Here is a 19938-nt window from a genome sequence, read left to right on the forward strand (position 1 = left end):
AAGATCACTGCGCGCGAATCATCGTGTACTGCGACTCGTACAGGCGGTAGTACGCACCCTTTGCCGCCAGCAGTTCCGCATGCGTGCCGTGCTCCACGATTTGGCCATGGTCGATGTAGAAGATCTGGTCCGCGTTCTCGATTGTTGACAGCCAATGGGCGATGATGAAGCTCGTGCGCCCTTCAAGCAGATGCCGCAGACCAGCCTTCAGCGCCTCCTCGGTGCGGGTGTCGGTGTTCGAGGTCGCCTCGTCGAGGATCAGGATGCGCGTGTCGGCGAGCAGCACGCGCGCGAACGCGATGAGCTGCCTCTGGCCGGCCGACAGTGTCGAACCGCGCTCCTCGACCACCGTGTCGTAGCCGTCGGGCAACTCCATGATGAACTCGTGCGCATGCACCGCCTTCGCCGCAGCCTCAATCTCCTCGTCCGTCGCGTCGAGACGGCCGTAGCGGATGTTCTCGCGCACGTTGCCGGAGAAGATGAACGTATCCTGCAGCCACACCATAAGACCCCGGCCAACCACCGGCGGGCGATCCCGTGGCTCGCCAACAGCCGCAGCCAGGTGGACGACCTGACCAAAGCCCAACTGGAGGCGGTGCATCAGGCGCAGGCTGAGCTGACCACGGTGTTCGACACGGTCTACAACATGTACGACGACCCGGCCGAGAGAGGACGAGAACACGCCCGCCGATCCACTTCAGATTCAGATTCACTATATTGAATTGATATCAGCGCAGGCGGCGTGGCTTCTGCGTGGAACAGGATCGCAAAGGGGCGGGATGATGGAGAAGACTCCCCAAAAGAGGCGCCGGGAGCGAGTGACGGCGATCATCATATTGACGGTTGCCGGATTGATCGTTGCCGGATTGCTGTTGTATTGCATACCCTGGCCGCAGCGCATTCGCATCGATGGCGACGCATACCGAGTCGATGCGAATGCAGGTGGTGCCACCTCGTATACGATTTCATTCGATGCGACGCGATTGCGCTATGCATTTCGGGATGATCGGCTCACGGGCCATATCGCTATAGCTCGGAAAGACAGCGGGGACATTGTGGTTGATCAGGATATTGACAGAAAGCTATGGATCATACAGGATGTCACCCGTTCCTCCACCGAGGGTGCAACTTCGATATTCAATGGTTTCTGGGTGGAATACCCCGCACCTGTATATGAAATGAGGATGACGCAGGTAAGTGGAGTGCTGTCCGCCGATGGATCATCACTGCTCATCGACATCCACGGTGACCGGAACGATGATGTCGGCATGTATGTCGCTCCCACCGCCGATGAACAATCCGCCAATCGACTGAAAGACGAATTCGGCAAGGTGGTCGACATTGATGGCTGGATTGCCGATGACTGAAATCATCACCGGCGATATGCCGAGGACCCGCGAGGACGCAGCATCGGAAAACCGCGACGATTGCGGTGCACGGCATATGGTGTCAGGACTGGTCTACTCCCCTCGCAGCGCCTCGGTGGGAGTGAGCCTCGCGGCCCTCGACGCCGGGTAGATGCCGGCGAGCGCGCCGACGAGCACGGCCGCGACCCACGCGGCGGGCAGCGTTCCCCATTCCAGCGCGGCCGGCTGTCCCGCCCATATCGCGAAGCCGAACGCCGCGCCGGCGCCGAGCGTCACGCCGGCGAGACCGCCGAACGCGGAGAGCATGGCCGCCTCGGTGACGAATTGCATGCGGATCGCGCCCGGCGTCGCGCCGAGCGCGCGTCTCAGGCCGATCTCGCCGCGGCGCTCCATCACGGTGACGATCATCATGTTGGCGATGCTCATGCCGCCCACGGCCAGCGCGATCGCGCCGATCATCAGCCCCAGCGTGTTGAGGGAGTCGTCGGTGGTGTTTCGCGCCTCGGACAGGTCTGCCGACGCGTTGACGGACACGTTGGCGCCGGTCAGGTTCGCCGCGTGGGCGAGCATGCGGCGCAGCGTCTCCGCGTTGCCCGGTCTGGTGCGCACGTAGATCGCGCTGATCCGGCCGATCGCCTCGGCCTGATCCGGGTGACTGGCCTTCGCCTGCGCCGAGCCGACGATGACCGACGAGTCGAGGTTCTGCGCCTGCGGTGCCGGGGCGAGGATGCCGACGACCCCGTACCATGCGTCGTCGATGAGGACGCGGTCGCCGACCTCGGTGACGCCGAGTCGGTAGGCGGCCTCGGAGCCGAGCACCGCCACGGGCAGACGCTGGTTGTTCTCGTCGATGCCATGCCCCTGCGCGACCCTCGCCCCGACGGCGTCCAGAGCGCCCGGCCGCATGACCGTCAGCGCCAGGGCGTTGCCGTTGGACTTGGGCACGAACTCGTTCTTGAAGATCCTTGCGTTCTCGGGCGCCGTGTCGAACACGCCCACCCGTTCCACCTGCGGCTGGCGTGCGATGGTCTCGGGCGCGTACTCGGGCAGGGGTATGGGCTGCTGTGCGGCGTCACGTCCCTCAGACACGACCTGCAGGTTCGCGCCGAGCGCGTCTAGACGGGCGAGCAAAGCCGTCTGGTTCGACGCGGCGATGCCGGAGAGCGCCACGTATGCGGCCACGCCGAGCGCGATGCCCAACGCGGCGAGTACCGTGCGGGACATGCGTCCGGTGGCTCCGATCCACGCCGTGTGCATGAGGTCCGCGAATCGCGTGGTCGGCGGGCGTCCCGACGGGCGTGCCGTTCGCGTGATGCCGGTCATGCGCTCCTCCCCTCGGTCACGACGCCGTCCTGGATGTGCAGCCGTCTCGGGAATCGCGCGGCGATGGATGGGTCGTGGGTAACGACCACGAGGCTCGCCCCGTCGTCCGCCGCTCCCAGCAGCAGGTCGATGATCGCGTGCCCGGTGGCGGTGTCGAGCGCGCCGGTCGGCTCGTCGGCGAAGATCACGTCCGGGTTTTTGGCGAGCGCGCGGGCGATGGCCACGCGCTGCTGTTCGCCGCCGGAGAGCTGCGGCGGCCGGTGTCGCAGGCGTTCGCCCAGTCCGACCCGCTGCAGGGCCTCGATGGCGCGTGTGCGACGGTCGCGTCGCGGGAGGGACGTGTATTGCAGTCCGGTCGTCACGTTCTCGAGCGCGCAGACGGTGGGGATCAGGTGGAACTGCTGGAACACGAAGCCGATGCGTGTCGCGCGCAGGGCGCTGCGGCGCCGCTCCCCCATGGCCGCGACGTCCTCGCCGCCGTAGCGCAGGGTGCCCGTGGTGGGCATGTCGAGCGTGCCCAGAAGGGACAGGAGCGTCGATTTGCCCGAGCCGGACGGCCCGACGATCGCGATCCGTTCGCCGTGCTCGATCGCGAGCGATGTGGGGTGCAGGATCTCCAGCGGGCCGGCGTCCCGTCCCGGATAGCTTTTCGTGGCCCGGTCGAGTTCGAGCAGGGCGGTCATGAGACGACCACCTTGTCGCCGGCCTTGAGCCCGTCGGCGCGGGTCAGCTGCACCTGCGCGTTCGCGACGAGGCCGAGTTCGACGGGGATGCGTTCGAGCCGCTGCCCGCGCACCACGTCGACCGCGTATGTGTTGCCGGCGGAGGCGATGATCGCGGTGACGGGCACGATCAGCGTCTCCGCGGTGTTCGCGTTCGTCGCGTTCGGGATGACGAGCTGCACGGAGGTCGCGCCGAAGCTCGCGACCTGCGTCTGGTCGGGGAAGTCGACGCGCGCCGACGGCGAGGTGACCTGCCCGTCCTTGCCGGAGGACTGGCCGCCCTGGTCGACGGCGGCGAGCGCGGTGTCGATGGTCGTGTTGTTCGGCAGGATGACCTGCACCTTGTCGCCCGCTTTGAACGTGGCGGCCTGTGTGGCGGTGAGCGTGGCCTCGACGTGCAACGCCACGCCGGTGTATGTGCCGGGGCTCACGTCGGTTTCGCCGAGTCTGGCGGTGACGGTTTTGATGCGTATGGGGGCGGTCGCGGCGAGCGCCACGGATCCGGGTTCGAAGACGCCGGTCACCCGGTCGCCTGTGAGGCCGAGGGTTTTGGCCTGCCATTGGCGTATGGCTTCGCGGGTGCGCCAGTCGAAGTGCGCGTTGGGGGCGGCTTTGAAGTAGCCGAGTTCCTGCAGGTTCGTTTCGAGTTGGGTGACGTCGGGCCCGTCGGGCACGTCCACCTGGAGGGTGCGCCAGAACGGGCGTGCGCCGTGGAACAGCGGCACGGTCACGCCGTCCATCTCGTATACCTGTTGGCCGGTGGCGATTTCGGCGCCGGGCGTGGGCAGTTGGGTGATGGTGCCGGTAGCCGGCTGGAATTCGGATGGTTCGTCGTATTGGAGGGTGCCGCCGAGCCGGGTTTCGGCGTTGAGGACGCCTGTGGTGACCGGCTGGGTGCGCAGCGTGCTCACGTCGACGCTCGTGCCGGACGAGGCGTGCACGCCCGTCGACGATGAGGACAACGTCCCCGTGCCGCCTGAGCCGGTCATGCCGGCGATCAGCGTCCATGGCCGGGTGAACGCGCACACGGCGATGAGTCCCGCGACCGCGACGCATACGGCGATCACGGTGATGATCCTGCGCATCCTGCCGATCCGTCTTGCTTCCGTCCGTGTCATCGTGGTCCCTCCTGTGTGTGCCGTGCATGGTCGCCGGTGGCCGTCATTGCGCGGTCATCGCCCCGTCGGCGCCGTTCGCCTCGTCCATCACCTTCATGTAGTCGTAGCCGAACTCCTCGGGCGTGCCGTCGAATCCGAAGCTGATACGCGTGTCCCCGACCGGGCATTCCCTGAAGAAGCGTCTGAGCTCGTCGGCCTTCACGGTCCGTGGGATGAGGATCGTGGTCGGCTCGTCGCCGCTCGGGTCCGCGACCCAGCCGAAGCCCTTGTCGCGCGCCTTCCTCGCGAAGTCGAGCGCGGCGCGTTTGTCCTCCTCGCTGTACGTGGGCTGGCCCGAGGCGAGGTCCTGCGCGGGTTGGGAGAAGTTCGGGTGCTTCGCCTCGCAGTCCGCGTAGTCGGCCCGCTTCGACTCGTACGGTGTGCCGGCGAGCGCGGTGGAGTCCTTGAAGGCGACCCATACGGTGCCGTTGTCGAGCGAGGTGAACATGGCGTTGGCGTAGAGCTGTTGGGTGGCGCTGTCGGTGCCGATGCTCATGCCGGTGTCGTCGGTGGTGACGGGGTTGCCGGTGCGGTCGATCATGCGCAGCTCGGCCATGTTCCTGACGGTGGGGGCTTTGGCTTTGCCGGATGCGTCGGGTGTGCCGGGGCCGACGTCGGTTCGCGCGTCGAGGCCTTTGGCGGTGAGGCAGGCGACGAATCTGCGGGCGGTCTCGTCGACGGGGAGGTTGCTGGTGGTGTCGGTGGCGTTGGCGTCGTCGCCGGCGCCGGGGGTCGCGGTGCCGGATGCCGGGCCGGCGCAGGCGGCGAGCGCGAGGAGGAAGGCGGCGGATATGGCTGCCGCAGTGGTTGCGGTGAGGGGTCGGTTGCGGGTCATCGCGAGTCTCCTTGGGTGGTGTCCGTCGGGACGTGTGGTCGGGTGGTGTCGCGTCCCATTCAACCGGGTGCTTCGTCGCGTGTCGGTGTGGGTCGGGTTTACCTTCGGCTTACCTGCGTCGGATGGTTGCGGGCTGTTCTACCGCTGTGCGTCGGTGGCGTCGCAGCCGGGGCCGGGGTTGAATTCGCAGTACACGTCGTTGAGGTTCTCGCTCCACGTTATGCCGAAGGGTACGCCGTTGTAGGTGGGCCAGTCGTCGCCCTTGTAGGTGCGCAGGAACCGTCTGAACTCCTCCTTGGAGGTGGTCTCGGGGATGATCACGCTGGCGTGCGTTCCCGCGTTGGTGGGGTCGGGGTCGGGATACCAGTCGAATCCGGCGGCGCGCGCCTTGCGGGCGAAGTTGAGTTCGGCCAGCGCCACTTCGGGGTCGGCTTGCCGGCTTCCCGAGAACGGCGGCTGCGCGAAGTCGGGGTTGGCCTGTTCGCAGGCGGCGTAGTCCTGTTGCTTGGCGGCGTAGGGGGTGCCGGCGAGTTCGGCCGATGTCGTGAAGCCGATCCATAGGCCGTCGTCGTCGGTGGCGTGCAGTCGGACGTTGGGGTACAGGCTGTCCGTGCCGTTCTCGTCCGTGGTGTCCGTGCCGGCCGTGTTGCCGGATTGGTCGAGTCTCCGGACGACGACGGTGGACTTTGGTATGTCCTTCGCGGCCATGCTCGAGGTGGCGATCGAGTACGATTCGACGGTTTTCGCGTCGATGCCCTTGTCGGTCAGGCAGGCGACGAACCGTTTGGCGGTGTCCTCCAGATGGTCGTTCTCGGCTTTCGCGGCGTCGCTGATGCCGGCGCCTGCGCCGGTCGCGCCCGTGGCGCCGGTGCCGGACGTGTCGGTGTCCGGCTTCGTCGAGCATGCCGCCGCCCCAAGCAGGCATGCGGCGGCGAGCGCCGATGCGATGATCCTACGTGTTATGCCCGCGTGGAATGTGGGTGTGACCGTGCCCATGGTGGTGCTCCTTCGCTCCATCCGGCCGTCATGCGTGGCCGTATTCCCATAGTAGTCCCTTTGCGACCTCGCGCATGATCGCCGGATAGCAGCTCGTCGACGGTGCCGTATCGGTGGGAACCTCCCTTACCCTCGCCTTACCGTCGCCGCGGGAGGATAATGGCGATACGGAAAGGACGGACCGCAGGACGCCGTCGGAAGCACGGGGACAAGGAGCGTGGGGAAGCATGCGGATACTGATCGTCGAGGACGACCGTGAGCTGGCGGCCGCGTTGGATGACGCGCTGCGCTACGAGGGGTATGCGACCGACGTGGCCATGACGGGCGTCGAGGCGCTCAAGGCGCTGGCCGACACGGACATCGACATCGTCCTGCTCGACCGCGACCTGCCCGTCCTGTCCGGAGACGCGGTGATGGCGACGATCGCCGCGAACCGCATTCCCGTCGCCGTGATCATGCTCACCGCCGCGACCGACGTCAGCGACAGGGTCAGCGGGCTCGACCTGGGCGCGGACGACTATCTGACCAAGCCGTTCGCCTATCCGGAGCTCCTCGCGCGCATCCGCGCCCTGCAGCGCCGCACCGGCAAGAGCATTGCCACGGCCGCCGTGCTCACCCGCGGCGACCTGACGCTTGACACCATGCGCCGGCTCGTGTTCCGCGACCACGGGCGCACGCTCGTCAAACTCACCCCCAAGGAGTACGGCGTGCTCCTGGAGCTCATGCGCGCCGACGGCGGCTACGTGAGCGTGGACGAACTCCACAGAAGTGTATGGGACGCCGGCCCGGACGTCGAGGCCGCCGACGTGGTCAAGACCACCATGTACTCGCTGCGACGCAAACTGGAGGACCGCGACCTGATCGTCTCCGCGCGCGGGGAAGGATACCGGCTCGCATGACCCGCAACCACGGTCACGGTCACGACCAGCCGCCAGCCAAGGCGCGGACCGGCATCCGAAACCGCGTCTCCCGCATCCTGCGCCGGATCGCCGGCAGGCTCACCCCGCGCACGTTCCGCGCCAGGCTCACCATCGCGATCAGCGTCGTGTTCCTCATCGCCCTCGGTTCGGCGGCCATCGTGCAGACCGTCATCATCAACGGCATGTTCTCCTACGCGATGACCATCTCCTACGAGAACGGGCAGGGCGGCGGGCAGAGCACGCAATCGGACGTCGGCACCGGCGGGACATCGACGGACGACGACTTCCTGTCCGCGCAAGGCTGGAGCGCAGGATCCCTCCCTGGTACGCGGCAACAGCCGGACGCGGACGACCCGCTCCTTCTCGGCTCCTCCAACGGCAAGGGAGAGGGGACGGTCACCGGCAGGACCAACGGCGAACCCTATCATCTCGACTGGGGCGGCGACGGATCGTTCACCATCACCACACCGTACGGGATCTCCATATGGAACCGGGACGCCATAACCAACGGACTGCGCATCAGCGCCGCCGTCATCTTCGTGTTCTTCGGCGTCACCAGCATCCTCGTCATCTGGACCGTCACCTCACGCATGTCCCGCAGGCTCAAATCCATCAGCGAACAGACGGCCGCACTCGACCCGAACGACCTCGGCACGCGCATCGACACGGACGGTGCGGGACGCGGACGAGGCGGAGACGAGATCACCGGCCTCGGCGACTCCATCAACGGCATGCTCGACCGCATCCAGGCCGCCTCCGAAGCGGAGCGGCGGTTCGTGTCCAACGCGTCGCATGAACTGCGCACCCCCATCGCCGCCGTAGAAACGAACCTCGACGCGCCCTTGGCGCAGGGACGATTCCCCGAGGACGTCGCACCATCCGTCCGCCGGGCGCTCGCCGCCAACCGGCGCGGCGCCGAACTCGTCGACGCGCTGCTCACCCTCTCGCGCATCCAAAGCGGCGCATACGGCAAACTCACCGCAACGGGAACGGGGAACGGGACGCACGACGCAACGGGCGCACGCGTCACTGGCCTCACCGCATGCGTGAACGACGCGCTCGCCGACATGGAACACGACATCGACGCACGGCACATCGGCGTGACCGTCGACGCCGCAGACGACGTTACGGTCAAAGCCGATCCCGCGCTGATATGCCTCGCCGTCGGCAACCTCATCCGCAACGCCGTCGTGCACAACACGGATGACGGTTCGATCACGGTGTCGATCGATGCGGCGGACTCCGACGAGGTCTCGCTCACCGTCGCGAACACCACCGACGAGCAGCTGCCGGACAACCTGGACGAACTCGTCCAGCCATTCCACCGTGGCGTGAACTCGCGCATCAGCGCCGTCTCCGGCGTGGGGCTTGGCCTGTCCATCGCCGACGCCGCATGCACCGCGATGAATGCGAAGCTGCGCCTGTCGAAGGAGACGGCGGCGAAGGATGGCACCTTCATCGCCACGATATCCGGCCTATCCGCGATTTCGTCTTGAGCAGTCAGAGGTTGTTAGGAGAAGCCGCCGGGCGATCATCGTATCGGCGAACCGCAGCGAGCAGTCGTCCGATTTGGGGTTGCCCAGCGGTTCGATGGTGCCGAACCAGACTAGGGAATCGTCGAACACGACGAATTCGCTGCAGGATTCGACGGCGTGCACCGTGCATCCCAGCGCTCGGAGCCTGTCCATGTTGCGTTCGGTACGCTTGCGCGAAGCCGGTGTTGCCGTGGGCGCGAGGCGCACGGTGACGTCGACGGTCACTCCCCTGCCGACCGCTTTGAGAATCGCGTCGTCGACTTGTTTGATGGCGCGTTCCGATAGGTATCCGGCTTGGACGGTCATCGTGCGACTGCAATGTTCGATGTCGTCACGGAACGTCTTGAGGAATCCCGCAACGGTGATGACAGGCGTGACCTTGCCGATATCCATCGGATTCCCATGTTCTGAATCGCCTAGTGTCGATTTGCGTTCCATCAGCGCCTTTGTCTTTGCTTGTCGCATCGCGTCGGTCCTGCCCTCTTCGGACAGTAGCGGTTCGTACCCCTGTGCCATGTATGCCTTCAGCCGTTTGCGATACATGCTGGCGGCCATGGGCACGGTTACGTCGACGTAGTCGTAGACCCGTACCTCGCGTTTGCCGTCGTTGTCGCGATGCAGGCGGCCCACATATTGGGTGACGGCCGCTTCCACCGACACTGGAGCGGCGAGCAGCAGCGTGTCCAGCCGTTTCTGGTCGAATCCCTCACCGATGTAGCTGCCCGTCGCCACGACTGCAAGACGTTCATCCACGGGGATGCTCGCAAGCCGTTCGAGATTGGTTTGCCGCGTCTTCCTGGAATCGGCCCCGTACAGGAGAATCACATGTCCGCACCCGCGTTTGCTCAACCCGTCGGCGAGCGCCTTCGCATGTTCGATGCGTTTGGTGAGCAGGAGCGGTGTGCGATGTTCTTCGATGACGTGCATGGCGTCGTCGAGGATCATGGTGTTGCGTTGCGTGTTCGCGCATGCCGCTTCGAGGTAGTCGTGGTATCCGTATGGTTCGGTAAGATCGAGGTTGATGGGTGTGAAGCGTGGGACGAATCGGCGTGTGAAATGTTGTGCTGCCATCTGGGTACTGACGTCGACGATGTGGCGGACCGGTCCGCATTGCATGATGGTGATGGGTTGCATGCCGTCGTCGCGTTTCAGTGTACCGGTGAGTCCGTAGACGTGTTTGGCGGTTGTCTCGCGTGCGATGGCTTCGGTGTCTATGGATGCCACATGGTGGCATTCGTCGAAGATCACCATGCCGTAGTTCCTGACATTGTCTCTGACTCGCTTGTCTCCGGACGCGTCGCCTTTTTCGAAGAGTGATTGCGCGAGTGCGATGTCGATGATGCCGTTGGGTTCGTTGCGTCCGGCTCCGATCTGTCCGATGATGCCGTGTTGTTTCCGGCTTATTCGTCCGGTTTTGGTCAATCGCGGAGGCAGTGTGGCTGTGATGTCGAGGAATTGTCCGAGTCGTTCCTTCCATTGGTTGAGCAGAGCGGATGATCGCAGAATGATCAGCGTGTTGGTTCGGTGTTCGGCGATGAGGTTTGCCGCGATTACGGTTTTGCCGAATCCTGTCGGTGCGATGAGAATGCCGTCGTCATGGTCGAGCATGGCTTTCGCCGCGATGGCCTGTTGTTGGTTCAGTTGTCCGGTGAATGCCGCGTGGATGGGTTTGCCTGTATTCCGCTTGTCCTTGTAGGTTACGGTGGTTCCGGTTGCGCTGAGCAACGCGTTCAACGGTTCTTTGCATCCGCGTGGCAGGAGGATTTCATCCGTGGTTTCTTCGCTACGGTGGATGATGCGCGGCTTGTTGTAGACGGGCTGGCGCATGGCTTGTGCCCGGTAGAAATCCGGGTTGGCGATTGCGGCCAGTCGTCGTATCGCGTTGAGTGCGTGTGCCGTCATGTCGGCTTTCGGTATGACCAGCATGTTGCGTTCGATGATGGTGATGGTCTTTGGGACATCCGATGGGGTGAGTGTTCCGCTGCGGTTTGCGGAATGGTTCTTGTCCGGCTGGTCGGATGACCGTTTGCCGTTGGTGGCTGAAGTTGTGGAATCCTCCTGACGAGCGAGTCTGCCCAGCGGTCCGCCGTTGTTTTGGGCTTGGGCGGCGATGGCATGCACCTGTTCTGGCGTGATGCGGCTGATCGTGGACAGATACGCCCATTGGTCGGGATATGCGTCGAATTGCTCGTCCACGAACACGCTGTTCCCCTCGTCGCGCGCCATGCGTTGCAGAGGCAGGGCGATCAGGTTGCCGCATCCGCCTACGGGCAGAGTGTCCTGATTGGGGAACATGCGGTCATATGAACGGAATCTGATGTGTGTCAGGTCGGAGGCTTCGGTCAGCAGCGCTTCTCCCATGCGGCGGGCTTCGGCGGCTTCGATGGGTTCGATGGGTTCGGTGAAGAACAGCCATAGATGTCCGCCATCGCCGGATCGAGATCGTTCCATCGACGGACTCAGACCGTGCTGTTTGCAGACGCGACGTGTCGCCGTGATCTCATCCCGCCACCCGTCGTCGTCGAAGTCGATGGCGAGAAACCAGACCGTCGATTCCTTGGACATCGGGTACAGGCCCACGACGTTGGTCATTCTCTCATCTCGTTTGGTGAAATGATTAAGGAGCACCTGATCGGTCAACGGCTTGCAGCGGCGTTGATCCGGCGGCGTGGGAACACGTTTGCCGTTGGCCAATGCGGTCCACTCGTTCCATGCGGCCGGCGCATAGCCGACCTTGCCGGTTTTCCTGCTCACGAACCCGTGCGCGTACACGTCGCCGCAGCCGTGGAGTCCCTCTCCGGGCGGATCTACGTGGGCGTCTGCGTGGATACCGCGTGCACGCTCGGCGTGTGCGCGGAGAGGAACGCACTGTTCAACATGATCACGAACGGGGAGGATGCGTTTCGTCGTGTGATCGCCGTGGGCCGTGACGGGAAAGCAGTCGCCCCTTGCGGCGCCTGCCGTGAACTCATGGCCCAACTGATGCCTGACGGGTACGGGCAGGTGGAGATCATGATGGATTACGAGCGGGCTCGGATCGTCACGTTGGGTGAACTGGCACCGCAATGGCGGATTTGAGCGGCTACGATCTCGGTCCGGGGTCGTAGCCACTCAAATCGTTCACGCCAGGGAGGCGCCCAGCTGCCTGATGCGGTCGAGATGGCGTGCGGCGGCCTCGCGCTTGGCCGGATCGTCGTCGCCCATCGACAGGCCGTCGACGTAGACGAGCTCGGCATCCTTCACGCCGCAGTACTTCATGAGGGTCTGGCGGCGGATCTGGTTGTCCAGCGCCTCGCCGATGCCGTCGGACTCGTACCAGGATTCCGTGCCGCCGGTCAGAAGGATCACGCGCACCGTCTTGCCGGCGAGCGCGCCGGGCGTGCCGTCCGCGTGGTAGGCGAAGCCGCGGCAGATGACGCGGTCGAACAGGCCCTTGACCATGGCGGGCATGGTGTACCAGTAGACGGGGAACACGAGGGCGATCACGTCGGCTGCGGCGAGTTTGTCCTGGATGGCGGCCACGTCGGCGGGGACGGGACCCTTGCCGAGGTAGTGGGCGCGGTCGGCGGACGAGTAGACGGGGCTGAAATCCGTGTCGTACAGGTCCAGGATCTCGGCCTTGCCGCCCTGTTCGGCGTAGCCCTGCGCGAAGGCCCTGCCGACGGCGTTGGTCAGGCTGGTGTGTTCGGGGTTGGAGGTGATGACGAGTGCGGTGTTGCTCATGCTTCCAATCCTTGCCGTCGATCTGGACGATGGGAGGCGTATTCGGTCGGTTTCGTTCACCTGTCGGTCGCGGGTCCAAACGCGTATTCGTCGATAATCTGATAGGTGTAAAGGTAGCAAGGCCATATTCAGTGGTTCTGAACACAGGGAGGAACGACATGACCGATACGACGAAGACGGACGGGGCGACGAAGGCGCTGATCGTGGTGGACGTGCAGCCGACGTTCTGCGAGGGCGGCGAGCTCGGCGTGGAGGGCGGCAATGCGGTCGCCGAACGGATCGCCGCATACGTGCGGCGGCATCGCGGCGACTACGCGTTCATCGCCACCACGCAGGACTGGCACATCGAACCGGGAGCGCACTGGTCCGAGCATCCCGATTTCGTGGACACTTGGCCGGTGCATGGCAGGGCGGGCAGCCCGAACGCGCGGCTGCACCCCGCGATCGAGGCGCTCGGCATCGCGCATCATTTCAAGAAGGGACAGTATTCTGCCGCCTACTCCGGTTTCGAAGGCATCGAGGACAACACTGATCACATCCAAAGCCGCGCCGAGGTCGAGGCCGCGCAGGAGGCGGGACATACGCTCGCCAACGCGCTCAAGGCCGCAGGCGTCACGCGGGTGGACGTGGTCGGCATCGCCGAATCGCATTGCGTCAAGGAGACCGCGCTCGACGCGGTCCGTCTCGGATACCCCGTCACTGTGTTCGAGGACCTGACCGTACCGGTCAGCGAGGAGCTGGGCGTAGCCGCACGTGGGGAGATGGCGCAGGCCGGCGTCACGCTCGCCGAATCGCAGACCAAGACGCGATAGCGGCGGAGGCATGACGTTCCCGGATGACAACATCATGCCTTCCGGGAATATTTCGCCATAAGCAGGATGAATACCGGCATCGGCATAGCACATGTGTTGAAACACCATAATGTTGAAGGTAGGGACGGCAAAGGAACCGTCCGACACCCGCCGGGGACGACGGGCGAACGAAGACACGAACCGAAAGGACGATCATGAGCGACAAGCGTGTGAAGGTCGGCGGCAGCGACCTCGAGGTGTTCCCGCTGGTACTGGGCGGCAACACGTTCGGTTGGACCAGCGACGAGGCGACGAGCCGCAGGGTTCTCGACGAGTACGTGGAGGCCGGCGGCAACTTCATCGACACGGCCGACGTGTATTCGGCGTGGGCGCCGGGCAATGCGGGCGGCGAATCCGAGATCATCCTCGGCCGCTGGCTCGCCGTGCGAAACAACCGCGACAAGGTCGTCATCGCCACGAAGGTCAGCGAGCACCCGCAGTACAAGGGCCTCGGCCACGACAACGTGATCGCCGCCGCGAACGAGTCGCTGCTGCGCCTCGGCGTCGACACGATCGACCTGTACTACGCGCACTTCGACGACAAGTCGACCCCGCTCGAGGAGACGGCCGCCGCGTTCGACGAGCTCGTCAAGGCAGGCAAGGTCCGTGCGATCGCCCTGTCCAACTACACGGCGGACCGCATCGAGGAATGGTTCCGCATCGCCCGCGAGCACGGCTACGCGCTGCCGGTCGCATTGGAGCCGCACTACAACCTCGTCACCCGCGGCAACTACGAACGCACGCTCGCCCCCGTCGCCGAACGCGAGAACCTCGCCGTGTTCCCGTACTTCTCGCTGGCCGCCGGCTTCCTGACCGGCAAGTACCGTTCCGCGGCGGACGCCGAGGGCAAGGCGCGTCAGGGCATGGTCGCCGACTATCTCAACGCCGACGGCTTCGCGCTGGTCGACGCGCTCGACAAGGTCGCCAAGGCGCACGACGTGGCGATCGCCACGGTCGCGCTCGCATGGCTGCGCCACCGCCCGCAGGTCGCCGGACCCATCGCCTCGGCGCGTACGCCCGAGCAGCTGCCCGCGCTTCTCGCCTCCGTGGACCTCGACCTGACCGCCGACGAGGTCGCCGCGCTCGACAAGGCGTCCGAGCCGTTCGCGAAGTGACGGGAGGGATCCTGCCATGCAACGGCCGATCGTGACCGACGAACGGTTCCTGTCTGTCGCCTCGGAGCCCGCAGCCGACACCGACGAGGACCGGCTGGTCGCCGTGGACCTCGCGGACACGCTGGCCGCGCACGCCGACTCGTGCGTGGGGATGGCCGCGAACATGATCGGCGAACGCAAACGGATCATCGTGTTCCATGACGAGCTGACCGGACGGAACATGACGATGTTCAACCCGCGCATCGTCGCCCACGACGGCGAATACCGCATCGAGGAGGGGTGCCTGTCCCTTGCCGGCATGAGGCCCGTCGTACGCTACAAGCGGATCACGGTCGTCTACCTGAGCCGTAGGTTCCGGGAGCTCACCGCCACGTTCGAGGGATTCACCGCGCAGATCATCCAGCATGAGATCGACCACTGCGAGGGCATCCTGATCTGACCGGTCGATCGTTCAGAGCAGCGTCGGCGTCTCGACCCCCGGCGGCGGATGGATGAGCCGGCATCCATCCGCCGCCGGGGCGAACGGCGCACCTCATGGAAGGCGAGACGTCGGAGCAGTTCGGTGTCGTGCGATCGCACGTCCGCGAACAAAGACGCGCCGCCGATCGCACGGTCACGCCACATGGCGATCATCCAAGCATCCTTGCCGGGGCGGATGCTCCGGGCCGGCAGGTGGCTCAGTCCAGCCTGTTCGCGTCGATGACGCGGTCGTCCAGGAACCAGTAGTCGTGCGGATCGCCGCGCAGGGCGGTGAACGGCACCGGCGTCACGCCCGCGGCGGCGGCCTTGTCCAGCAGATAGCCGCGTACGATCCACGGGTACTCCAGTACCCCGGAGCGCAGGTCGATGATGTTCTCGATGGTTTCGCCGCTTACCCCGAAATCACTGCCGATCTGCTCGGCGGTCAGACCCAGCAGCCTCATGTTCTCACGGAACTCCCGAATCGTGTTCGCCCGCTGCTCACTCGTCAACGACATCTTAATACTCCCCTTCCTTATTCTGTTTTCCATGGATTACCGTGTGCGTTCTCGGTGCGTTCTCGGTATCAAGCTGCATTGAAATCCAAGATAGTACTGCTTCACATCAGCGGGTGGTGGGCTTCCAGTTCGCAGATGACGCCGGTCTCCTTGCGGATCCATTCGGTGGCCTGCAGTGCGGCGATGTTCCACAGCGCGTACGGCATGCCGCCGAAACCGGGGTGTTCGGCCCAGAAGGTCAGGTTGTCGCCGTACGCGACGAGTCGGGTGTCGTCCGTGACCGGCATCGCGGCGTGATAGATCTGGTTGGCCAGCGTCGCGACGAACTCGTTCGCCGCGTCCAACGTGTCGGTAAGATGCTGGTCGGCCGTGGCCGGCGGCCCGACGATCTCCCATGATTCGACGTCCGCGGCGTCCCACTGGGCGTTCTCGCCGTTCACCTTGTTCTCGATCGTGACGAACAGTCTGGCGAATTCGTCCGAGGTCAGTCCGGTCACCCTGCGGCGTGTGGACAGCTCAATCGGCGTCATGCCATCTCCTTTCGGACCACCCGGGCGGCTATGCCTGGCCTTCGTAGAGGTAGAAGGTCTCCGGGGCGTCGCCGTACAGGGCCGCGCGCCGGCCGCGAAGCCGGGACAGGCCGCAGTGGTCGTAGAAGCCGATGTCGCATCTCGTGTCGGTGAACAGGAAGTATCGACGCACTCCGGCCTTCCGGAACTCCTCCATCGCGCGGTCGAACAGGACGCGACCGATCCCGCAGCCGCGGAGTGACTCGTCGACGAGGAACAGCACCACCTCGGCGTCGAACTTGGATTGGACGCCATGCAGCAGCTTCGCGTCGAGGTGCGTCAGGGACAGCATCTTGCGCAGGCCGTCACGGCCTTCGGCGGATGGCAGCAGTGAGGCGGCCAGTCGCAGGATGGATTCGCGATGCCAGTTGAACAGCCGTCGGCGCGACCGTGCTCCGGGCACGTCGACATGCGTGGCGATGATGCCGACCGGCTTGCCATCACATTGTGCGAGCAGGGCAGATGTGGAGCCGAGCATGCTGTAGTGCAGGTCGATCATGGCGAGCCGGCGCGCGCACGACGGGCTCAGCCCCGGTTCGGCGTACCACATCCGACGCAGTATCTCGGCGATCGCCGGGTAATCCGCCCGGCGAAGCGGACGAAGAATGATCGAGTCGTTCACGAGCCTATTGTCCCACGCCCCAGAGCCCGACACATAAGCAACATAGCACAATTCATATGATAGCGACATACATATTTCCCTTTCTTGCTCTTCTTTTTCATATGAAAGTCATATTCATATGAAAAAGAAGATCGGTGCACGCCTATGTAGACCTGCTGCAAAACCTTGATTTTCAGCCGTTTCATTCAAATGAATATTGCTTTCATATGATTTGAGCTTGATTCCATTATGCTTCAGCACGGTGCCCACATGGAGGAAACTTGCGAGCTGCGTTCAGTGCAGCACCGTCGTCATGGCTTCGGAGACGACCGTGACCAGCAGGTCGGCCTTGTCGCCTTGCTCGGTATCGCAACGATGCGACCATTCCAGCAGCGTCTCGATCGTGCAGTCGATGAGGCAGGAGATCGACAGGCGCACGGTAAAGTCGACCGGCGGCACGTCATCGCCGCCATCAACGGAGCCGTCGCCGACGGCAGAAGCACTGGAGGGCATGACCGCGGTGGAATCAGCACTCCCCCACGCGCGCGCGACGGCCGATGTCCATCGGGGCACTCGCGCATACAACGCCGCGAGCAGCGCCTCGTTGGATCGAACGATCCGCAGACGCGCCGCCAAATCCTCCAACTGTTCGGATTCGACGGAACCGAGGATCTGTGGTATCACACGCCTCGCGAACGCGATCGGTGACGCGTCCGAACGAGTCGCAAGCTCGCGCTTCAGATCGGCGAACAGCTCGCCGTCAGCGGGAAGCCCGATGATCAGATCCTCCTTGGACGGGAAATACCGGAACAGTGTGATCTGCGACATGCCCGCCTCGGCGGCGATGCGCTGTGTGGTCACCGCGTCATAGCCGTATTCGCCGAACAGACGCATGGCGGTGTCCCTGATGGTTCTGCGCGTCTCCATCCGCTTGCGTCGCTGCCAGCGGGTCCTGGCGACGGCGGCCTTGACCGAGACGCCGCGTTGCGAGGATTGACGGCCCGTCGTCCCCCTTGCATCCTCGCCCTGTCCAGAACCGTTCTCGGCCATCGTGTCCTCCCCTGATTTCACCGCGTGGTTCCCTGCATGTGATGTTATCCGATGGTACCGGAGGCGCCGTCATCGGCGCATCATCGGCGGTCCGAACGGATCACTTCGACGTCTGTGCCGGCTCCCGGACCCTGCCTTCGATACGTTCCATCGTCATGGGCCTGTCTCCGCCGCTCCATACGGGCACGGTGTCGACGAGCGGATCGTTGGTCTCCAGTCCGAACCATTCGACCGGCCGGCTGACGGCGCGTTTGATCCATTGATAGCTGCGCACCAGCGTACGGTCCGAGTCGGGCAGGGACGATTCCGGGCTGACCACGCGATGCATGAGCACGTATCTGACACTGCCGATGCCGAGGCGCTCGTTCCTATTGGCGAGTTTGGGCCATTGCGGTTCGATGCGGTTGATCTCGCCGCGGGAAAGCATATCCGCCATGATGGCGTCCATGTACTGCCGAAGATAGAACTGAGGCTCCTTGTATCCGAGGATGATGATCACGCGATGCAGGTTCTGGCCGTAGGAGACGACCTTCCACCGGCGTTCGAACGGACGTTCGGACTGGATGAGGGTGACGATCCAGTAGGCGTGGCCGCGATGATGGGTCATGCTGGCGGCCACGTCCTTCTCGACCTCCTTCATGCTCGGGTCCGCGGTCAGGTACACGAGGTTGTCGGCCACCAGATCACGCCGCTTGTCGGCCATGGCGGCGGTAAGGATATGCGACAGATCCTCTGCGTGCACGTGCCCCCGGTCGGACGCCTCCAACTGGCTGCCACGCGAGCAGATGTGGAATACGCCGAACAGTACGCCCCAGATGAGCACCGTGATGTATCCGCCCTCCATGAACTTGGCCGCTGCGGCGGACAGGAACAGCAGCTCGATCGCCCCGAACAGCATGCAGGAGACGAGTGCGCTCAGCCGTTTGCCCTTGACGCGCCACAGGAACTCGAACAAAAGCACGGTGATCATGAGCATCGCGACGGTCAATGCCAGGCCGTAGGCCGCCTCCATGGCCGACGAGGACCTGAAGTACAGCACCACGACGATGGTGAGCCCCGCGAGCAGCGCACAGGCGGAGGGAATGTAGATCTGCCCCTTGCTCACGCCCGGATAGCGCATGTTGAGACGCGGAAGCCAGTTCAGACCATCCGCCGCGGCGGTCAGGGTGAACGCGCCGGAGATCAGAGCCTGCGAGGCGATGACGCCGGCCGTCAGGGCGAGCACCACGCCGAACGGGCGGACCTGCTCGGGGATGATCTGGAAGAACGGGGCGGCGTCGGAGACGTTCGCGCGATGACCTTCCAGCATCCATGCGCCCTGACCGAAGTAGGAGCAGATCAGCGTCAGGTTCACCAACGGCCAGCTGGCGCGGATGTTGCCGCGGCCCACATGGCCCATGTCCGCATACAGCGCCTCGGCGCCGGTCAACGCGAGGAACACGCTGCCCATGAGCGCCACTCCGGCCTTGTTCTCATGAGAGAACAGGAATCGGATGCCGATCGTCGGATCGAGCGCCTGGATCACGGTCCAGTCCCGGGTGACGATGTTCATGACGCCGATCACGGCGATGAACGTGAACCATACGGTCATGATCGGCCCGAACAGCGAACCGAGACGGTTCGTGCCGGCATGCTGGCTCAGAAACAGCACGGCGATGATGGCGATGGCGATCATCACCGACAGCTCCTCGGACCAGTAGACGCTGCCGCCTATCGCGGGGATCGATGCGAGTCCCTCGACGGCGGAGGTGATGCTCACCGCGGGCGTGAACACGCTATCGGCGAGGAACGCCGCCGCGCCGATCATGGCGAACGGCGCCGCCTGCCTCCAATACCGGCGCACCGCGGCGAACAGGGCGAACACGCCTCCCTCGCCGTCATTGTCCGCGTTCATCACGGTCCACACGTATTTGATGGAGACGACCAGCAGCATGAACCAGAACACCAGCGATAGCGATCCCAGGATCTGGAATCGGTCGAGCCGCCCTCCCTGGGCGAGCATCAGCGCCTTCGGCGCATAGATCGGACTCGTGCCCAGATCGCCATAGACGATGCCGACCGCGATGAGCATACCGGCGGGCGTGGCCCTGTCGAACGGCTTCCTCTCCTGTCTCTCCCTCTTTCCCCTATTGCCTGTGACAGGATGTTGTCGAATGACACCCAGCATCGCTCATTCTCCTTCGGCCGATCCGACCAG

General features: G+C 64.6%; 19 protein-coding genes and 1 pseudogene. 7 read left to right on the forward strand and 13 right to left on the reverse strand.

The window, feature by feature from the left end:
* Positions 1-4: 4 nt before the first annotated feature.
* Positions 5-514, reverse strand: a pseudogene (locus tag BW11_RS06510) (ATP-binding cassette domain-containing protein); the annotation flags it as partial.
* Between the two features lie 265 nt (positions 515-779).
* Between BW11_RS06510 and BW11_RS06515 the strand changes: the two are divergent.
* Positions 780-1367: a hypothetical protein gene (locus BW11_RS06515; RefSeq protein WP_140445003.1), complete on the forward strand. Its 588-nt coding sequence runs from the start codon at positions 780-782 to the stop codon at positions 1365-1367.
* Positions 1368-1460: 93 nt separating this feature from the next.
* On the opposite strand, the gene BW11_RS06520 is transcribed toward BW11_RS06515, so the two are convergent.
* The 5 genes from BW11_RS06520 to BW11_RS06540 all read right to left on the reverse strand — a co-directional run bounded on the left by BW11_RS06520 (position 1461) and on the right by BW11_RS06540 (position 6400).
* Positions 1461-2690, reverse strand: coding sequence for an ABC transporter permease (locus BW11_RS06520; protein ID WP_140445004.1), 1230 nt, complete (start codon positions 2688-2690; stop codon positions 1461-1463).
* Positions 2687-3373: an ABC transporter ATP-binding protein gene (locus tag BW11_RS06525; protein ID WP_140445005.1), complete on the reverse strand. Its 687-nt coding sequence runs from the start codon at positions 3371-3373 to the stop codon at positions 2687-2689. The genes BW11_RS06520 and BW11_RS06525 overlap by 4 nt, the downstream gene beginning before the upstream one ends.
* The gene (locus BW11_RS06530) at positions 3370-4530 is read right to left on the reverse strand and encodes a peptidoglycan-binding domain-containing protein (protein ID WP_140445006.1); all 1161 of its coding nucleotides are present in this window, start codon (positions 4528-4530) and stop codon (positions 3370-3372) included. The genes BW11_RS06525 and BW11_RS06530 overlap by 4 nt, the downstream gene beginning before the upstream one ends.
* A gap of 43 nt (positions 4531-4573) precedes the next feature.
* Entirely contained in the window at positions 4574-5404 is an 831-nt protein-coding gene (locus BW11_RS06535) for a hypothetical protein (protein WP_140445007.1), read from the reverse strand.
* Between the two features lie 138 nt (positions 5405-5542).
* On the reverse strand, positions 5543-6400 hold the full coding sequence (locus BW11_RS06540; RefSeq protein ID WP_140445008.1) for a hypothetical protein: 858 nt from the start codon (positions 6398-6400) through the stop codon (positions 5543-5545).
* A gap of 227 nt (positions 6401-6627) precedes the next feature.
* Between BW11_RS06540 and BW11_RS06545 the strand changes: the two genes are divergently transcribed.
* Positions 6628-7299, forward strand: coding sequence for a response regulator transcription factor (locus BW11_RS06545; RefSeq protein ID WP_140445009.1), 672 nt, complete (start codon positions 6628-6630; stop codon positions 7297-7299).
* Complete coding sequence (locus BW11_RS06550; protein WP_140445010.1) at positions 7296-8816, forward strand: HAMP domain-containing sensor histidine kinase; 1521 nt, start codon at positions 7296-7298, stop codon at positions 8814-8816. Before BW11_RS06545 ends, BW11_RS06550 begins: the two co-directional genes overlap by 4 nt.
* Here BW11_RS06550 and BW11_RS06555 read toward each other — a convergent pair.
* Positions 8796-11609 carry a DEAD/DEAH box helicase family protein gene (locus BW11_RS06555; protein ID WP_219846729.1) on the reverse strand — a complete coding sequence of 938 codons (2814 nt, stop codon included), beginning with the start codon at positions 11607-11609 and terminating at the stop codon, positions 8796-8798. The genes BW11_RS06550 and BW11_RS06555 overlap by 21 nt on opposite strands.
* A gap of 6 nt (positions 11610-11615) precedes the next feature.
* On the opposite strand from BW11_RS06555, the gene BW11_RS06560 reads away from it, so the two are divergent.
* Positions 11616-11933 carry a cytidine deaminase gene (locus tag BW11_RS06560; protein ID WP_219846730.1) on the forward strand — a complete coding sequence of 106 codons (318 nt, stop codon included), beginning with the start codon at positions 11616-11618 and terminating at the stop codon, positions 11931-11933.
* Positions 11934-11975: 42 nt separating this feature from the next.
* Here BW11_RS06560 and BW11_RS06565 read toward each other — a convergent pair whose 3' ends face one another.
* The gene (locus BW11_RS06565) at positions 11976-12578 is read right to left on the reverse strand and encodes an NAD(P)H-dependent oxidoreductase (RefSeq protein WP_043164054.1); all 603 of its coding nucleotides are present in this window, start codon (positions 12576-12578) and stop codon (positions 11976-11978) included.
* 158 nt (positions 12579-12736) lie between these two features.
* Here BW11_RS06565 and BW11_RS06570 point away from each other — a divergent pair, with 158 nt between their 5' ends.
* The 3 genes from BW11_RS06570 (at position 12737) to BW11_RS06580 (ending at position 14983) form a co-directional block, all read left to right on the forward strand.
* Positions 12737-13390, forward strand: a complete 654-nt coding sequence (locus BW11_RS06570; protein ID WP_043164056.1) for an isochorismatase family protein — start codon at positions 12737-12739, stop codon at positions 13388-13390.
* Positions 13391-13584: 194 nt separating this feature from the next.
* Positions 13585-14544, forward strand: coding sequence for an aldo/keto reductase (locus BW11_RS06575; RefSeq protein ID WP_043164058.1), 960 nt, complete (start codon positions 13585-13587; stop codon positions 14542-14544).
* A 16-nt stretch (positions 14545-14560) separates the two neighbouring features.
* Positions 14561-14983, forward strand: coding sequence for a peptide deformylase (locus BW11_RS06580; protein ID WP_140445013.1), 423 nt, complete (start codon positions 14561-14563; stop codon positions 14981-14983).
* 238 nt (positions 14984-15221) lie between these two features.
* Here BW11_RS06580 and BW11_RS06585 read toward each other — a convergent pair whose 3' ends face one another.
* From BW11_RS06585 to BW11_RS06605, 5 genes are all read right to left on the reverse strand, one after another.
* The gene (locus BW11_RS06585) at positions 15222-15521 is read right to left on the reverse strand and encodes a DUF2316 family protein (RefSeq protein WP_043164063.1); all 300 of its coding nucleotides are present in this window, start codon (positions 15519-15521) and stop codon (positions 15222-15224) included.
* A 101-nt stretch (positions 15522-15622) separates the two neighbouring features.
* Positions 15623-16051, reverse strand: a complete 429-nt coding sequence (locus BW11_RS06590) for a hypothetical protein (RefSeq protein ID WP_043164065.1) — start codon at positions 16049-16051, stop codon at positions 15623-15625.
* A 28-nt stretch (positions 16052-16079) separates the two neighbouring features.
* Positions 16080-16712: a GNAT family N-acetyltransferase gene (locus BW11_RS06595; protein WP_052118968.1), complete on the reverse strand. Its 633-nt coding sequence runs from the start codon at positions 16710-16712 to the stop codon at positions 16080-16082.
* A gap of 273 nt (positions 16713-16985) precedes the next feature.
* Positions 16986-17762 carry a TetR/AcrR family transcriptional regulator gene (locus BW11_RS06600; protein ID WP_140445014.1) on the reverse strand — a complete coding sequence of 259 codons (777 nt, stop codon included), beginning with the start codon at positions 17760-17762 and terminating at the stop codon, positions 16986-16988.
* Between the two features lie 79 nt (positions 17763-17841).
* The gene (locus BW11_RS06605; RefSeq protein WP_140445015.1) at positions 17842-19908 is read right to left on the reverse strand and encodes a KUP/HAK/KT family potassium transporter; all 2067 of its coding nucleotides are present in this window, start codon (positions 19906-19908) and stop codon (positions 17842-17844) included.
* Positions 19909-19938: the final 30 nt, after the last annotated feature.

The organism is Bifidobacterium sp. UTCIF-38, assembly GCF_006454495.1.
Lineage (GTDB): Bacteria > Actinomycetota > Actinomycetes > Actinomycetales > Bifidobacteriaceae > Bifidobacterium > Bifidobacterium callitrichos.